Genomic DNA, 15,793 nt, shown 5'->3' with positions numbered 1-15,793 from the left:
TTTGCGAAACCAGGAGTGAACCACCTTATGGCCAACTTGTTTTCCCGGTTTTTCGAGCTCTTCAACCCCGCTCGAAACACACCGATTTACTTGCCCGACTTGCCCACTGCAGAGAGTCGCTCTACTCAGTCAGATGCGCGCTCGTCAACACCGTTGCCACTGAAGAACTGGAGCCATCCCTTCAAGGATAAAACCCATCCGATTCTTCAATTGACCCAACTGGCCAAGGCCGCAGCGGGTTACTACCCCGTGGGCCGCAACGGTTTGTGGCACGGCGGCGTGCATTTCGACGGCGGCACCGCAGGAACTCTGGATCAATCCGGGGTGCATTGCCTGGCCGATGGTGAGGTCGTGGCTTATCGTATCGATCAGCACTCGCCCACCACGACCTACTTCTTTGAAAAACTGACCGTACAAAAGCCGTTTTCACGCAACTTCGTGTTGGTTCGCCACTGCCTTGAAGCACCAAAAATCGAGGGTAACCCAGATACCCCACCAAACCTGGTCTTCTACAGCCTATATATGCACTTGCGCGACTGGGCGGTGTACCAGACGGATTCAGCTATCGCGCGGCCAGGGTTCTGGCCCGAAGCGCAGACGCGCCGGGTCAAGGTCACGGTAAGTGATGTCCATGCCGATTATCCCGGTCAGCAAGGTCTGAATGTTTACGGCCAGACTCGGCGTGGCAAGGCGCTGGCCATGCTGCTTCGGGGCGCGGAGGTGATGGTCGGCGGCGAGGGGGAATACCGTAAGTTGGAGGGCAGCGATGGGCCTGAGGTGCTGAAAGACGCGGAGGGTCGCCTGCAAGGTTATGTTGCCCATGAGTATCTGGTTCCGTTTGGTGGGGGAGAGTATCGGGTCAAAGCCAGTTCACTGAATGTCCGGGCCGAAGCGAGTGCCAATAGCCGCGTCCTGATGCGCTTGCCCCAGGGCACGGAAGTCTGTGTCAGCGGTGAGGGCACCTTCCGCAAATTGGAGCGTGTGAATCAGTATGTTCACTTCGATTCCTTGGAGGGGGCACGCGAACCAGTAGCGGATCGCATCACCGTCCTTGACCCGCCTGTCGCCATCAAGGCCGCCGATTTGGTGGGGCACATCGGCCTGTATCAAGACTGTGCAGCCGATTACCCAGAAGAAAAACTGCATCTGGAAGTGTTCAGCAGTGATGATGTTGAAACGTTCATCGACGATTGCCGCGTCTGGGCCGGGCGATTGCCAACGACCTGCAAAACCGGGCTGAAACTTGCCAAGGGCAGCGTTGTGGTGGCGCATCAAGCGTCTTTCAGCGCAACCCAACCACCGACCCTGAACGCGGCCAGCACCGCGAGCGATGCCGATTTATGGGTGCCCAAAACCCTACTGAACGGGCTCCCTGCCGAGAAAAAAATCCAGGTAGCGGCGATGCCGGGTCGCAAGGCTTGCAACTGGTATCGGCTGGAAGGCCTGCTTCACGACGCAGACCGTAACCTGCTGGACGGTTGGGTTCGCGAAGAGGTCGGCGTCACCCCATGGGTCAGTCCCTGGTCATGGGACGGCTTCGAGGTGATCTTCAACTACGACACGCCTCGCCAGTCCCTTTCCTCCTTTCTCCGGGTGGCAAACCGTTTAAACCCTGAGCAAATCGAACGTCATGGTGCCTTGGCAGACATGGCGGATAGCGGCCCGCTCAAGACGCGGCTCTACGACATCATCGACCGCAACCGTGATGGGAGCATGGGCGCCGAAGAGTTGCAGGCCGCGATGGTGTTACCAGCGCATGCACAGTCACTGGCACAACTGATCATCTTTTATGAAAGCGAGTGGCGCCATACCCCGAGTAGGTGGGATGGGCTGGACGAGATATTGGGTCATAACGGCTCGACACCGCAGTTGAATTGGGTGGCGGAGAAGGGGCGGATCAATGCGATGAGTTGGTGGGATGAAGTCGCGGCTGGGGTTGGGCTGCCGGGGCATGGGCAGGTTTATCATTTGCATCCGGTGGGGTTGCTGGGGAAGTTCTACACAGACAGACGAAGAATCACAGTAGACCTATTAGAGAGGATAACTGGTAAGTCCGGCGGTTGGTTCTCCGGAAAAGGCGGAGGTCGTACGTTTGCTGAAGTATTTAAAGAAAAGTATCCGCGAATATATAACTACGATAAAGCCAAGTTTGTTAGTGAGCTGAATGAGGCGCTTGAACGTTACGGGATTGTAACGGCGCATCAGCAGGCACACTTTGTTTCGCAATGTTTTCATGAGTCTGCTGCCTTCGAAACGACAGTTGAGTTTGGTTCCGGGATGCAGTATGACCCTGGGCGGCATGCTGGCGCAGTGGCTAACGGAAATACAAAGGTTGGTGATGGGCCGAAGTACAAAGGTAGAGGGTTGATTCAGTTGACGTGGAAGAATAACTATGCGGCCTACTCTAGTTACAGAGGGGTTGATTTCGTAGAGGGCCCGGAAGCGCTAGCTGAAAGTATGTTCAATGCAATAGACGTGTCGTGCTGGTATTGGCGATATAGCGGAGCTGTTAGCAAGAAGCATGATGCGCGGGGTGATATTAATATTTTGATAAATCATGAGCCTGATAACGTTCAGCTTATAACTCGCGCAGTGAATGGCGGTGACAACGGGCTGCATGAGCGTGTGAAAATATATGAGGCTATTCGGAAAGAGTGGAGGCTGTTATGAAGCCGGTTGTAACGTATGCATTTAGAGTTTGCGGAGCCGTATGTTTTTATGTTTTTTCATGTGCAAGCTATGGACGAGTAGAGTTGCCAGTCATTGACGTGATTAGCCCTGTGCCGCTCTTGTTGTCTGTTTCCGAAAAGGGAGAAACGTTTGCAGTGTCCCCATCAAAAAAATTCATGCGCGATATTTTTGAGATGTACGAGGATGTGTATGTTGAAGACCTAACGGGTGATGGTGTGGCGGAGGTGTTTTTTCGTCTGGAAAGCCGAGGTGTTAATGCCTGCTACAAGGTGTTGACTTATATGGAGCGGGATAGATCTCTAGGTGAGTTATTATTTTCTGGGGGTGAGTTGTGCAATTACAGGGTTGAGAATGGCCGCGTTATTAGCGCTTATAAAAATGGCGCTGTATGGGTTGAGGATGCCTATTTTTTCCGAGATGGAAAGTTTTTTATTGAACGCTCGGACAGCTGTGTTGGGTGCGGAGAGGTGACGCGCAGAGCTTACCGGCATGATAGTTCCTTTTTCAGCTTCTTAGTGTCTGACAATATGGATTTCGAGGGGAGAGTTCCATTTGTCGCTGAAGTGAAGTCGCAGAGGGCGTGGATTTTTTCCTCACCAGAGGCTGCGGTGCCAACTGATAGATATTTGAAGGTGGGAGATAAAGTTACTTTTTTGAATGTTGAGAGTGTACGCGGGCAGGAATGGGTTGAATTCAGGTTTTCAGAAGATTCCAGCCCTGAGGGGTGGTTGAAATGTAGCGATGTTGGTGGGTGTGATTTTGGTTGATTTAATGCCGTGAGGTTGGAGTGCTGGGTTCGCTGTAGATATTAATCCACAGCTTTTTAGAGTGCTATTTCAATTGGTTTGTAGGCTGTTTTGTGTTTTTGAGATTCAGGAAGCATGATGTCGGTAGTGGAGTGCTCGAAAGTTTTTAAGGTGCTCCAGTTGCAGTTGGCGCTTGATCTGTAAAAGTGGGGTTGGCTGGTCTGTCTGAGCGATAGTAATAAGAGAGAGGTGTTGCGCAGGTTTTCTTTCGTTGCTGAAGGCGTGAGCGTAAAAGATGTTGAAACTTCTATTGTTTTTCTTTTTCTGTGCTTGGGCGCTTCCTGCAATTGGGGGTGAGCACTTATGTGCTGGCATTGGCAGTGGGCTTGCATATCGACCAGTAGAGTTTAACGGAGTTGTTGCATGCTTTGTATACGTGGAAATGCCACAGGAGAAATAAGGACAGCTGTCGCGAGACCCAGATGGTATTGCAATTTACTGAGTGTCTAAATCTGAGGCGCGGATGCTTGTTTATGATCTTCCATATGCCGGGACAAAGGGAGTGATCAATGATGTGTTTGCTTTTTCTGTTGCTGATGCAAGTGAGAAGGTTCTGTTTGTAGTTCATAGCGTTGAGGCGCCGATGTCTTGGGATGCTGTAAGCGATATTCACGATGTGGCTGTGATTAGGGCTCAAGCCGGACGACTTGTTAAAGATGAAAAACTTTCTCGTTTTTTTTTGGGGGCTTGGGCGGGAACTTGCTTGATATGCATGTGAAAGGTGGTTGCGTATACCCCTATAAGGAAAGGAGGGCGGTGGCTGGTGCTGTGCGCTCTCTGTTGTTTGATTTTATATGTGCGTCTGTCTCGGTAGTTGGTGTGGTTCAAGAAAAAGCGTTTCTATATGGGGGTGATGTGGAACCCTCCGTGCAAGATCCTAAAGGCATGTACTTGATAAAAGGGGACAAGGTGATGCTTGAAGACTCAACGGCAGGCTGGTGCAAGGTTTCGTATTTAGGGGGCGGGATGGAAATCAAGCGATGGATGCAATGCAAGTCAGTGATTTTCGGTAAAAGCTAAGTGTCCAGCGATGTAATCGATGGTTATTGCTTGGTCTAGTCAACTCTCTAATTTCTATTGGTCGGAAGTATCCATGAAAAACATCATCCGCATCGGCGATAAAACAACCAGTGGGGGCACAGTCCTATTAGGCTCTACCACGATGATTTTCAGAGGCCTAGGCGCGGCGCGGCAAGGCGATGTCGTAAGTTGCCCAATCCCTGGTCATGGCCAAACGGTGATTGCCGAGGGCCATCCTGCGTTTCGTGACCGCGGTCTTCCAGTGGCCTTCGATGGACATCGATGTGCTTGCGGCTGCGCCTTGATTTCGTCACTGCCTGCTGTGAGTGCGCGTTAGTCATGCCAGTCAGGTTGGATCAAGTACCTGCACAGGCTTCCAGACCCGTTCGTCCGGGGAGATGGTTGTGGTTTGCAGGATTACCGCTGTTTCTGCTCTTGCTTGGTGTGGGTGGGGTGTCTTTATTCGGCGCTCAACTTCTGCATCAGCGCCCGATCAATTTTTTGGGGTTGGCAGTGGGTGTTCCACTGCTTGGTTGGTGTCTGTTGGGATTTGGACGTGTCTTCTTGTACGTGGGTCAACAACAAGTCGCCGATGGTTGGGATATGGCGCGTGAAGAGGATCTTGCTCACAAGCTCCGGCGTGGTCGGTGTGCTCAATGGGTGTTGGCTGCAAGTCATCACTTCGTCGCGGGTAGCATCGAAGACGCTTCAGGCCTGAGGCTGCAAAAGGCGCTGACGCAAGTACTTGCTGACCTCGCACCGGTTCTGGAGCAGGTGCCTGGGGAGGTGCCATTGGCTGTGCTATTCGAAGTCGAGAGTGCTTTGCCGCAAGTCGTATCGCGACAAGCATGGCGACAAGCGTGGAGTCTTTCCGGAATTCGGCAGTCGGTGGTTTCCGTTCAGGGGAGCGGGTTGGATGCCTTGGACTATTGGCTGGATCATCGCATTGCAGATCAGGCGCTGCTCTTTGTGGTATCGATTCAGTTCATGCCGCAACAGCCGGAAGGCAAGGCAGAAGTGGCGGCTGGGATCTTGTTCGCCAATCGCAGGACGTACCAAGCATTGCCCTGTAAGGCCTGCCTGCATCGACCGGAACAAGCGCGTGAGGCAAACGCCGATGCTTTGTTTTATGCCGCGCGCCAAGCACTGGAGTGGGTGCCGTTGAATGCGCAATCCATCGAGCAGATTTGGCGAGCGGGGGTTGATACGGAGGGGGGGACGCAGTTGTTTTCGGTATTGGAAAAAATGCCGATTCAGGCAACACACAAGCAAAGGATTAACGACCTGGATACCTCTCAGGGTAATCCAGGCAGGGCATCAGCTTGGCTGGCGATTGCGGCAGCAACGCAGGCCATTGAGTGCGGTGTCGGATCGCAGTTCATCTTTAGTGGTGACGGCAACGGAGCGCAAGGGCTCTGGTGCACGGTCTTGACACCGATGGGATCATTTTCGAAGTAGGACTTTCGGATGCAGTTTCGACGGATTGTTTGGTTGGTGGTTGTATTGGCCGCACTGCTGTTGGTCGGTGCGGTATTGGGCATGTTGATATGGCGTTATCCGGAGATAGTCGGGATGCGGCCCGGTAGTGTTGGGCAAACCACCGGTTTGTGGCTGAGCGCGGCTATGACTTTTCTCTTGATGGCGTTCTTGATGGCTTACCATTTTCTGGGCCATCAGTTGGGGCGCTCGGTTTATCGGCGACAGGCGGCAGACGACTTGCCCGAGCCCGAACAAGCTGCGGTCGCTCAGCGCCTTGACGCGCAGAGTGCGCAGTGTGTCGACCGGTTGAAAAAGCACTTGCAGGCTCGTTATGGTTTTTTCTGGCGTCGAAGGGTACGTCTGATGTTGGTTGTGGGTGAGCCCGACCACATTGAAGCTATCGCCCCCAATCTTGGCGTGCAACGTTGGCTGGAAGGCCAGGATACCGTCCTGTTGTGGGGCGGTCGTGCTCAAGCAGAATTGCAAAAGTCGTTCCCTCTGCATTGGACTGGGTTGAGCCGCTGGTGCGCGTTGGACGGGGTCATCTGGGCACTAGACCACGTGCTTTGTGCTGAAGACGTTTTGATGAGCGTAGGTGCCCAACAGTTGCAGCAATTGGCTCGTAGTTTGAATTGGCAGTTGCCGTTGCATTTTTGGCAGGTTCGTAATAGCCACTGGCTTGAGGATGTGCGCACCTTACAAGCGGTGGGGTGTCTGCTGCCGATACCCCTTGATGTCCAGGTGTTGCAGGGCTGTTTGGAAGACTTGCTGTCGCCCTTGCGCCGCGCAGGATTGGCAAACATGCACGATGATATGAACCACGATTTTTTATTGCGCCTTTCCCGCGACCTGCAGGTGGAAGGAGTTACCCGTTGGTGCCAAACGCTCGCACCGCTGTTAGACAAATTCTCCCAGGGTACACCGCTACGCGGGCTATGGTTCAGCCAACCGATCCCGCCTATCGAAAACTGCCCTAAACACGTCTGGCCCGCTCCTCCAGCCTGGCAAGGCATTGTCAACGACAAACCGGCAAAACGCCGCCTGGGTTGGAGCGCTACCCGAATCACCTACACCCTGACCCTATCCCTGACCCTACTGTGGACCGCAGGCCTACTCCTGTCCTTCACCCACAACCGCACGCAGATCACCCGCGCACAAACCGTTCTCCACACCCTGCAAAACACCCCCCAAGGCGACGCCCAACTGCTAGCCCTCAACGATCTGGTCCACGAACTAGCCCGCCTGGACTACCGCGCCGCCCATGGCACGCCTTGGTATCAACGTTTCGGCCTCGATCAAAATCAACCACTGCTGGAAACCCTCTGGCCTCACTACGTCGAAGCCAACAACCGCCTGATCCGCGATCCCTTGGCCGCCACCCTGCACCAGCAACTCACTGCGCTGCTCAAACCGGCACCGGACAAAAAGGACGCCTACGCCCAACTCAAGGCCTACCTGATGATGGCGCGCCCCGAAAAAACCGACGCCACATTCTTGCTCAAAACCCTCAACGCACTTGACCCCGCACGCCTAGGCACACCACCCAGCCTGCGCCCGTTCTATGCCGAGCACCTGCCCGCCAATCCATCCTGGCGTATCCCGCTCGACCCGCGGCTGGTCGCGCAAGTCCGGCAGCTTTTGCTGCTCCAGCTGGGCCAACGCAATGCCGAGACGAGCCTCTACCAGCAAGTCCTCGATGATGCCGCCCATCACTATCCCGCATTGGGCCTGCACCAACTGGTGGGCGACACCGATGCCTTCGCGCTGTTCGCCACCGACGCCAGCGTGCCCGGCGTTTTCACCCGCCAGGCCTGGGAAGGGCAGGTGCGCGATGCCATCGACAGGGTCGCCGAGGCACGGCGTGAGGAGATCGACTGGGTGCTCAGTGACCACCCCGCTGACCTCGACACTCGATTGAGCCCGGCGCAACTGCGCGAGCGTCTCACCGAGCGTTACTTCCAGGACTACGCCAGCGCCTGGCTGGACATGCTCAACAGCCTGCGCTGGCAGGCGGCGGATAGTCTTGATGAGGTGATCGACCAACTGACGCTGATGAGCGATGTGCGTCAGTCGCCGCTGATTGCGTTGATGAACACCCTCGCTTACCAGGGGCAGGCGGGCGCGCGAACCCAGGCGTTGGCTGACTCATTGGTGAAGTCCGCACAAAAGCTGATCGGGCAGGACAACGCGCCGCGGATCGACCAAATGGCCGATGTCCCCAGCAGCCCGCTGGACGCCACCTTCGGCCCGCTCCTGGCGCTGCTCGACAAGCGCAACGACGACGGCTTGAGCCTGCAAAGCTTCCTCACCCGCGTGACCCGGGTACGCCTGAAACTGCAACAAGTCAGCACTGCATCTGATCCGCTGGAAATGACCCAAACGTTGGCACAAAGCGTGTTTCAGGGCCGCAGCATCGACCTCACCGACACCCAGTCCTACGGCAGCCTGCTGGCCGCCAGCCTTGGTGCGCAGTGGGGCGGTGTGGCGCAAACCTTGTTTGTGCAGCCGCTTGAGCAGGCCTGGCAGCGTGTGCTGCAACCCTCGGCTGCCGGGCTCAACAGTCAATGGCAACGCTCCATCGTCAATCATTGGGACAGCGCCTTTGCCAGCCGCTATCCGTTTGCGGCCACTGCCAGCGACGCGTCCTTGCCCATGCTCGGCCAGATGATCCGCGCCGATTCCGGGCGCATCGAACAGTTCTTGCAGCAGCAATTGAGCGGCGTATTACGTAAAGAGGGCAACCGCTGGCTGGCCGATTCGCGCCACAGCCAGGGCCTGCGTTTCAACCCGCAGTTCCTCAGTGCGATCAACCAACTCAGCGATCTGGCCGACGTGCTCTACACCGACGGCGGCATGGGCCTGCGCTTTGAGCTGCAAGGCAAACCGGTGCGCGATGTGGTGCAAACCCGCTTCATCCTCAATGGCGAGACACATGATTATTTCAACCAAAAGCAAAGCTGGCAGCGCTTCAATTGGCCTGGGCACGGTGACTATCCCGGCGCCAGCCTGAGCTGGACCAGTGTGCACACCGGCGAGCGTTTGTTTGGTGACTACCCCGGCACCTGGGGCCTGCTGCGCCTGTTGGAAAAAGCCCAGGTCACGCCGCTGGACGATGCCGACAGCCGCTACCGCGTGGTGCTCAAGGCGCCGGATGGCTTGAATCTGGTCTGGCATCTGCGCACCGAACTGCAGGCAGGGCCATTGGTACTGCTCAAGCTGCGAGGGTTCAAATTGCCCCGGCAGATCTTTCTCGGCGAGCAAGGGATGGACACGCCCTATGCGCAAAACGGGAGCGTGCCATGAACCTGCGAAGCCTGATCGAACGCTGCCTGGGTGAGCGTGATGCGTTGTCCATCGCTCAGGCCGAGGCGGGCCATTGGCAACCTTGGTTGTTGCCGATCAACGCCGGCTGCGCCGTTGGCGAAGACCCGGCCTATAACGACGACTTCCAACGCATGCGCGAAGAGGTCAACAAGCTCTCGGGGGCGGATGCCGAACAGGTTGCCGAGCTGGCGCAGAACTTGTTGCTCCACCACTGCAAGGACCTGCGCGTGGCCACGTACTACTTGTGGGCGCGCTTGCAGCAGGGCGGCGAAGCAGGGCTCGCCGACGGTCTCTGTTTGCTGGCGGCACTGGTGGAACGTTTCGGTACCGAGGTGCTGCCCACGCGCGCCAACAGCCGCAAGCTGGCACTGGAATGGCTGGCCAGCGCCAAGGTGCTGGACACGCTGTTGCTGTACCCGGAAGTGGTCAAGGCCGAGGCCAGCCGTACCGCCGCGGCGTTGGCCTGGCTGGAGCGGGGCGTGAGTGCGTGGCCGCAGGCGCAGCGGCCGATGCTGGGCCCGCTCTATGCGGCGTTGACCGCCCGCCTGGCGCAGTCCGGTGGCATGGACGCACTGGTGCCGCAGAACAGCGCCAGCCCGGCGGCGCCCGCGCCGATGATCCGGTCTGGCCGAGACCTGCTAGACAGCGGCCGCGCCTTGGCGGGTTACCTGCGCGAGCAACCCCAGGGCTGGCTGGCCGCCCACCGCCTGATGAAAAGCCTGCGCTGGGACACAGTGCATCAAGCGCCCCCGCAAGAGTCCAATGGCAACACCCGCCTGGCGCCGCCGCGGGGGGACTATCGTGCCCAGCTCAAGCGCCTGTACCTGCAACAGGGCTGGAGCGAGCTGCTCGATCAGGTCGAGCGGATCTACGCCGAGGGCGTGAACCATTTCTGGCTCGACCTGCAATGGTACCTGTACCAGGCCCTGAGCCGGCAACCGCCGCCCCAGGATGGCTGGGCGGAGATTGCCAAGCGTGACCTGGGCATGTTCCTTGAGCGCCTGCCGGGGTTGGAAGACCTGCGCTGGAGCGACGCCAGCCCGTTCGCCGATGAGACCACCCGCGAGTGGATCGCCCAGCACGTCTGCGGCAATCGCCCCCAGGCCTGGCTTCCGGTTGCACCCGTCGCGCCAACGACGGACGCCGCCGACATCCTGCTGCTGGAGAGCGAAGCACTGACCCAGGCTGACAGCGACGGCGTGGACCAGGCCCTGGCTTGGCTGGCGGCGCGTCCTGGCGTCAACACCGGGCGCCAGCGCTGGTTGCTGCGGCTGTTGATGGCGCGTGTCGCCGAGCAACACGGCAAGGGCGACCTGGCCATCCACCTGCTGGGCGAACTGGATGCCACCGCGCAACGCCAGGCCCTGGCCGAGTGGGAGCCCGAGCTGCAGTTCGAGGTCAAGGCGCGGCTGCTCAAACTGCTGCGCATCAAAGCCCAGCGCAACGACGCCGACAAACCCGGCCTGGCCCGCCGGATGGAAGCCTTGCTGGCGGCGCTGGTGGTCATCGACCCGGTACGCGCCGCCGTGCTGTGTGGCTGAACGTCAACAATCAGGAGGATAGCGATGGACATGGACAATCTGACACTGCGCTACTTCGACGCCGAGATGCGCTACCTGCGCGAGGCAGGCAAGGAGTTCGCCGACGCGTTTCCCGACCGGGCGGCGCAGCTCAACCTGGATCGGCCGGGCGCGCAGGACCCTTACGTGGAGCGCCTGTTCGAAGGCTTCGCGTTCTTGATGGGGCGCCTGCGGGAAAAGCTCGACGACGATCTTCCAGAACTGACCGAAGGCCTGGTCAGCCTGTTGTGGCCGCATTACCTGCGCACAATTCCGTCGTTGTCGGTGATCGAACTGGTGCCCGAACTGGAACAGATGAAGCGCAGTGAGTCCATCGCCCAGGGCTTTGAAGTCCTGTCGCAGCCGATCGGACCGCAACGTACCCGTTGTCGCTACACCACCACCCAGGACCTGACCCTGCGGCCGCTGGCCCTGACGGCAGTCGGGCGCGGCTACGACGCCGACGGCCGCTCACGCCTGCGCCTGCGGTTTGCCTGTGGGCCGCAAAGCGACTGGAGCCAGATCGACCTGAGCTGCCTGCCGTTGTACCTCAACGCCGACGCGCCGCTGGCCAGCGCGCTGCATCAGGCGCTGACCCTCAATGTCCAAGGGTTGTATGTGCGTTGGCCGGGCCAGACCGAACGTCAACCGCTGGCGGGGCATTTCAGCCCCAAGGGTTTTGCCGATGAGGACCGGTTGTGGCCCAAGGGCGACAGCGCCTTCAGCGGTTACCAGTTGTTGTTGGAGTACTTCGCCTTTCGCGAGAAGTTCATGTTCGTGACCCTGTGCGGGCTGGAGCAACTGCAGATCGCCCCGGACATTGCCTGGTTCGAGCTTGAAGTGGTGTTGCGCGAGCCTTGGCCAGCGACGTTCGAGCTGAACAGCGAACATATCCGCCTGCACGCCGTGCCGGTGATCAATCTGTTTACGCTGGAAGCGGACCCGCTGACCCTGGCGCCGCTGCAAACCGACTACCTGCTGCGTCCCATGCGAATCCAGGACGGCCACACGGAAATCTATTCGGTGGATCGGGTCACCGTCTCGGAAAACGCCGAGCGCGAGGACTACGTGCCGTTCACCAGCTTTCGGCACAAGGGCGGCATGTTGCGCGACGAAGCGCCCGAGCGGTATTTCCATGCGCGCCTCAAGCGTGCGCCCAATGGCCTGCACGACACCTGGCTGATCCTCGGCGGCGAGGGCTTCGACAAGGACCGTTTGCTGGCCCACAAAAGCCTGTCGTTGCGCCTTACCGGCACCCACGGCCAACTGCCCCGCAAGGCCCTGCAAAGCACCTTGCTCGACACCGTGGTGCAATCCACCCAGGCCGGCGTGCGCGTGCACAACCTGTGTGCGCCGACCATGCCCTGCTACCCGCCGAACCGCGACCGGTTCCACTGGCGGGTGCTCAGCCACCTGGGTTCGAACTTCCTGCCGATGCTCGACAACGCCGAAGTGCTGCGTGGCACGCTGGCGCTCTATGACTGGACGGGCAGCGAGCTGAATCGACGACGCCTGGCGGCAATTGCCGAGGTCCGCCATCACCTGGTGCAGCGCTTTGAAAAGGGCTTCCTGCTACGCGGCGTGGATATCGAAATCGTCTTGGATGCCAACGGCTTTTCAGGGGAGGGCGACATCAGCCTGTTTGGCGAAATGCTCAACCGCTTTTTTGCGCTCTACGCGGATGTGCACCTGTACACCCAGCTCACGCTGGTCCTGCAACCCACCGGAAAGTGCCTGCGATGGAACGAGAACCACAATCAACGTATTCCCGGCTGACCGCCAGCGGTTTGCTGCAGCTGCTGCGCGGGCCGGTGGCCGAAGCCAACCTGTACCGGTTTTGCCAGTTGCTGGAGCAGGCCTTGCCCGGCCATCCGCCCCTGGGCAGTACGACGCATCCGGGCGATGACGCGGTGCGCTTTCGGCCCGACCCCGGCATGGGTTTTCCCGGCGGCGAGTTGCGGGGGATTGAAACCGCTACCGAAGGCCCGGCCACGGTGCGCACCCGCCTGCTCGGCTTGTACGGAGTGGATTCGCCCCTGCCGGGCACCTATCTGGATGACATTGCCCAACGCCGTGAAGGGCATGAGGCGCTGGAAGCCTTCCTGGATATGTTCAACCACCGCATCTTCACCCAGTTCTATCGGATCTGGCGCAAGTACTCCTACCCGGCCACCTTTGAAGCGGGTGGCGTTGACGCGACCTCACAGTGCCTGCTGGGGCTTATCGGCCTGGGCATTCCCGGCACCGCCGAACAGATCGGCACGCCGCTCTCGCGTTTCCTGGCCTTGCTCAGCGTGATGCGCCTGCCCACGCGCAATGCCGAAGGCATCCGTGCGTTGGTCAAGTTGCTGGCCCCCAACACCCGGGTGCACGTCACCGCGCATTGGCCCCAGGACATCGTGCTGGCGTGGCCCGCAAGTCTTTGCCCGCAGCGCCCGGTGCGCCTGACCCAGCAAGCCCCCCTGGGCCGTGTTGGCCGCGATGCCAACAGCCAGTTGCGGCTGGAGCTCAACTGCGACGACCCGCAGGAAGCGCGTGACTGGTTGCCTGCGGGCCCGTTGCACAAGGATCTGCTGGTGCTGCTGCGCGTCTACCTGGGGTGGCGCTGTACGGCGAAGCTGCAACTGACCCTGCCACTGCGCAGCTTGCCGGTACCGGTGCTGGGGCACGCGCCAATCCGGCTGGGCATGACCGCTGTGCTGGGCCTGGGCGCCGATGCCTGGCAAGCGCCAGAGCAGCAGCGCCTGACCATCAATATGGGCCGCTACCAGGGCCTGTCGATAAACCCTTGCAAGCGGGAGACTCAGCATGTCGCGTACTCTTTTTAGCCTGATGATGCTTGCGCTACCCCTTGGTGGCTGTGGGCTGGTCCAGACCGTGGCCGACGGCACGGCCGCCACCACCCAGGCGATTTTCTACAAGCAGGTGAAAACCCTGCACCTGGATTTCACTGCACGCACGATCTTGAACACCGACGGCGGTGACATGAATGCCTTGTCGGTGCCGACCCTGGTGCGGGTGTACCAATTGCGTGACGACACCGCCGTGGCGCAAGCGACCTACGACCGCCTGCTGGGCGATGACGCGCAACTGCTGGCAGGCGCGTTGCTGGACAAACGCACGGTGGTGGTCAAGCCCGAAGCGGGTGCGCCGCTCAGCGTGCCCATGGACAAGGAGGCACAGTTCGTCACGGTGGTGGCGCTGTTTCGCAGCCCGGATACCCGCACAAACAGCTGGCGCCTGACACTGGCCCGCGCCGACCTGGACCCTGACCGGCCACGGGTGATCGAACTGGCGGATAACCGCTTGACCCTGCGCCCCTTGGCGGAGGACTGAGCCATGGGCGAAGCCAACCCTTCGCTGTACGAGTTGCTGTTGCAGAATTTTGCCGGTGAGTTGCCCCTGCATCACGCCAGCGAAGCCGACCAGTACAGCCTGTCCGTCCTGGACAACCTGCAACGCATCCTCAACAGCCGCGCAGGTGCGCTCAGCCATTTGCCCGACTACGGCCTGCCGGACATGGGCCTGATCCTGCAAGGCCTGCCCGCCACGGCCCACAGCCTGATGGGGATCATGCACGACACCTTGCTCAAGTATGAACCGCGCCTGGCGGCGCTCGCCATTGAGTTGCTGCCCCAGGTGCTGCCGGGGCATCTTGAATACGCCATGGAGCTGCAATTGAAGGACGGACAGCACATGAGTGTCGGCACCACCCTGGCGCCAGCGGGCAACGTCACGCTCAACCGATAGGGAAGGTCGAATGACGGCACTGTTTGAAATGCATATCCAGGTCGGTGGCGACCCACGCCACTGCGCTGAATTCACGGCCTTGCACAGCGAGATGGCGAAGCTCGGCCATCCTGCCCGGCCGGATGTGGACTGGGCAAAAGTCGAGCAAGGCTGCCTGGCGCTGTTCCAGGAACATGGCGTGGAGCTCAATAGCGCGTGCTTCTACACCCTGGCGCGCGGCCAGCGATACGGGCCCGAGGGCGTCCTCCAAGGCGTGGTGTTGATCACGGCGCTGAGCGGTGAATGGTCACGGGTTTGGCCGCCGATGGCCACGGTGCGCGTGGGGCTGCTGGAGTGGCTGTTCGAGCATCTGCACCTGCTGTTGCGCAGCCACGCGGTGACGTCGCCAAGCGTTGCCGTGCTGGTGCAGCTGGACGCAGAACTGGCGCGCTTGCAGGCGCGCTTGTCTCCTCAGCTCAGTGCGCCGTTATTGAAATTGGCAGCGCTGCGTCAGTACATCAGCCAGATGAGCCAACGCTTGGAACAACCGCCCGCCCCAGGCGAAATACCCTTGGCGCCGGTGGTGATACTGCCGCCTCCGGCCTCAGTCACGCGCACGTCGCGTCGGGGTTTGTGGCTGTGCGCCGGCGCGCTCGCTATCGCGATGGGGGCGGGATGGCAGCTATGGCGCACGCAGGCAGCGACTGAAACCCCGACGCCCGAACCGATCCGGCTGGACAGCCTGGCGCTGTTCGAAGGCGGCAGCTCAACCCTCACGCCTGGCTCGACCAAGGTCCTGATCAACGCCCTCGTCGGCATCAAGGCCCGGCCGGGCTGGTTGATCGTCATTGCCGGGCATACCGATGGGAGCGGTGCGCTTGAGCACAACCTGGCCCTGTCCCACGCCCGCGCCGTGGCGGTGCGGGACTGGATGCAACGCATGGGCGACCTCGCCGACAGCTGCTTTGCGGTGCAGGGGCTGGCCGCGAGCCAACCGATTGCGAGCAACCAAACCGAGGCCGGGCGCGCGGCCAATCGGCGTGTGGATATCCAGCTGGTGCCGCAGGTGGGGGCGTGCGAATAACCTCGGCGTTGCACCGATTTCCCCTTGTCCCCGCTTCCCATGTCACCTCCCTCCCGCCAAATCCCTTAGTTTTTCACCCCTACCGGAAGCCCTTTCAGGCG

At 59.6% G+C, this 15,793-nt stretch carries 14 protein-coding genes; 13 read left to right on the top strand and 1 reads right to left on the bottom strand.

The genetic code is table 11. From position 1 onward, the window contains the following. The first annotated feature begins 27 nt into the window (after positions 1-27). From J1G37_RS13695 to J1G37_RS13670, 6 genes are all read left to right on the top strand, one after another. Positions 28-2,670 (top strand): hypothetical protein, encoded by a 2,643-nt coding sequence (locus J1G37_RS13695; protein WP_207042453.1) that lies wholly within the window; start codon positions 28-30, stop codon positions 2,668-2,670. Then, the gene (locus J1G37_RS13690) at positions 2,667-3,458 is read left to right on the top strand and encodes a hypothetical protein (protein ID WP_207042451.1); all 792 of its coding nucleotides are present in this window, start codon (positions 2,667-2,669) and stop codon (positions 3,456-3,458) included. The genes J1G37_RS13695 and J1G37_RS13690 overlap by 4 nt, the downstream gene beginning before the upstream one ends. Positions 3,459-3,960: 502 nt before the next feature. Further along, complete coding sequence (locus J1G37_RS13685) at positions 3,961-4,215, top strand: hypothetical protein (RefSeq protein ID WP_207042449.1); 255 nt, start codon at positions 3,961-3,963, stop codon at positions 4,213-4,215. 38 nt (positions 4,216-4,253) lie between these two features. Beyond that, the gene (locus J1G37_RS13680) at positions 4,254-4,517 is read left to right on the top strand and encodes a hypothetical protein (RefSeq protein ID WP_207042447.1); all 264 of its coding nucleotides are present in this window, start codon (positions 4,254-4,256) and stop codon (positions 4,515-4,517) included. Positions 4,518-4,536: 19 nt separating this feature from the next. After that, entirely contained in the window at positions 4,537-4,854 is a 318-nt protein-coding gene (locus J1G37_RS13675; RefSeq protein WP_347402345.1) for a PAAR domain-containing protein, read from the top strand. Between the two features lie 65 nt (positions 4,855-4,919). Then, entirely contained in the window at positions 4,920-5,975 is a 1,056-nt protein-coding gene (locus J1G37_RS13670; RefSeq protein WP_242551576.1) for a hypothetical protein, read from the top strand. On the opposite strand, the gene J1G37_RS29000 is transcribed toward J1G37_RS13670, so the two are convergent. Next, a complete protein-coding gene (locus tag J1G37_RS29000) occupies positions 5,961-6,470 on the bottom strand; it encodes a hypothetical protein (RefSeq protein ID WP_242551575.1) in 510 nt (169 codons plus the stop codon). The two genes, J1G37_RS13670 and J1G37_RS29000, sit on opposite strands and share 15 nt — an antisense overlap. A 327-nt stretch (positions 6,471-6,797) precedes the next feature. Here J1G37_RS29000 and J1G37_RS13665 point away from each other — a divergent pair, with 327 nt between their 5' ends. Genes J1G37_RS13665 through J1G37_RS13635 form a run of 7 tightly spaced genes read left to right on the top strand, consistent with a single transcriptional unit; the run spans position 6,798 to position 15,692 of the window. Further along, on the top strand, positions 6,798-9,299 hold the full coding sequence (locus J1G37_RS13665) for an ImcF-related family protein (RefSeq protein WP_242551574.1): 2,502 nt from the start codon (positions 6,798-6,800) through the stop codon (positions 9,297-9,299). Next, complete coding sequence (gene tssA / locus J1G37_RS13660) at positions 9,296-10,861, top strand: type VI secretion system protein TssA (RefSeq protein WP_207042438.1); 1,566 nt, start codon at positions 9,296-9,298, stop codon at positions 10,859-10,861. Before J1G37_RS13665 ends, tssA begins: the two co-directional genes overlap by 4 nt. Before the next feature lie 24 nt (positions 10,862-10,885). Continuing rightward, a complete protein-coding gene (gene tssF, locus J1G37_RS13655) occupies positions 10,886-12,655 on the top strand; it encodes a type VI secretion system baseplate subunit TssF (protein WP_207042428.1) in 1,770 nt (589 codons plus the stop codon). Continuing rightward, positions 12,619-13,707 (top strand): type VI secretion system baseplate subunit TssG, encoded by a 1,089-nt coding sequence (gene tssG, locus J1G37_RS13650; RefSeq protein ID WP_207042423.1) that lies wholly within the window; start codon positions 12,619-12,621, stop codon positions 13,705-13,707. The genes tssF and tssG overlap by 37 nt, the downstream gene beginning before the upstream one ends. Beyond that, a complete protein-coding gene (gene tssJ, locus J1G37_RS13645; RefSeq protein WP_207042421.1) occupies positions 13,688-14,215 on the top strand; it encodes a type VI secretion system lipoprotein TssJ in 528 nt (175 codons plus the stop codon). The genes tssG and tssJ overlap by 20 nt, the downstream gene beginning before the upstream one ends. 3 nt (positions 14,216-14,218) lie before the next feature. Beyond that, the gene (gene tssE, locus J1G37_RS13640) at positions 14,219-14,629 is read left to right on the top strand and encodes a type VI secretion system baseplate subunit TssE (RefSeq protein ID WP_207042420.1); all 411 of its coding nucleotides are present in this window, start codon (positions 14,219-14,221) and stop codon (positions 14,627-14,629) included. Between the two features lie 10 nt (positions 14,630-14,639). Further along, positions 14,640-15,692 (top strand): type VI secretion system ImpA family N-terminal domain-containing protein, encoded by a 1,053-nt coding sequence (locus tag J1G37_RS13635; RefSeq protein WP_207042419.1) that lies wholly within the window; start codon positions 14,640-14,642, stop codon positions 15,690-15,692. Positions 15,693-15,793 lie beyond the last annotated feature (101 nt).

It is taken from the genome of Pseudomonas sp. Marseille-Q1929 (genome assembly GCF_017316265.1).
Taxonomy (GTDB): Bacteria; Pseudomonadota; Gammaproteobacteria; order Pseudomonadales; family Pseudomonadaceae; genus Aquipseudomonas.
The sequence above is the reverse complement of the archived record's forward strand: the minus strand, read 5'-3'. Positions and strand labels throughout refer to the sequence as shown.

Excerpts from the sequence above, each read along its gene's own strand:
- J1G37_RS13695 (WP_207042453.1), top strand. The coding sequence starts at position 28 with ATGGCCAACTTGTTTTCCCGGTTTTTCGAGCTCTTCAACCCCGCTCGA.
- J1G37_RS13690 (WP_207042451.1), top strand. The coding sequence starts at position 2,667 with ATGAAGCCGGTTGTAACGTATGCATTTAGAGTTTGCGGAGCCGTATGT.
- J1G37_RS13685 (WP_207042449.1), top strand. The coding sequence starts at position 3,961 with ATGCTTGTTTATGATCTTCCATATGCCGGGACAAAGGGAGTGATCAAT.
- J1G37_RS13675 (WP_347402345.1), top strand. The coding sequence starts at position 4,537 with ATGGTTATTGCTTGGTCTAGTCAACTCTCTAATTTCTATTGGTCGGAA.
- J1G37_RS13665 (WP_242551574.1), top strand. The coding sequence starts at position 6,798 with ATGCACGATGATATGAACCACGATTTTTTATTGCGCCTTTCCCGCGAC.
- tssA (WP_207042438.1), top strand. The coding sequence starts at position 9,296 with ATGAACCTGCGAAGCCTGATCGAACGCTGCCTGGGTGAGCGTGATGCG.
- tssF (WP_207042428.1), top strand. The coding sequence starts at position 10,886 with ATGGACATGGACAATCTGACACTGCGCTACTTCGACGCCGAGATGCGC.
- tssG (WP_207042423.1), top strand. The coding sequence starts at position 12,619 with ATGGAACGAGAACCACAATCAACGTATTCCCGGCTGACCGCCAGCGGT.
- tssJ (WP_207042421.1), top strand. The coding sequence starts at position 13,688 with ATGTCGCGTACTCTTTTTAGCCTGATGATGCTTGCGCTACCCCTTGGT.
- tssE (WP_207042420.1), top strand. The coding sequence starts at position 14,219 with ATGGGCGAAGCCAACCCTTCGCTGTACGAGTTGCTGTTGCAGAATTTT.
- J1G37_RS13635 (WP_207042419.1), top strand. The coding sequence starts at position 14,640 with ATGACGGCACTGTTTGAAATGCATATCCAGGTCGGTGGCGACCCACGC.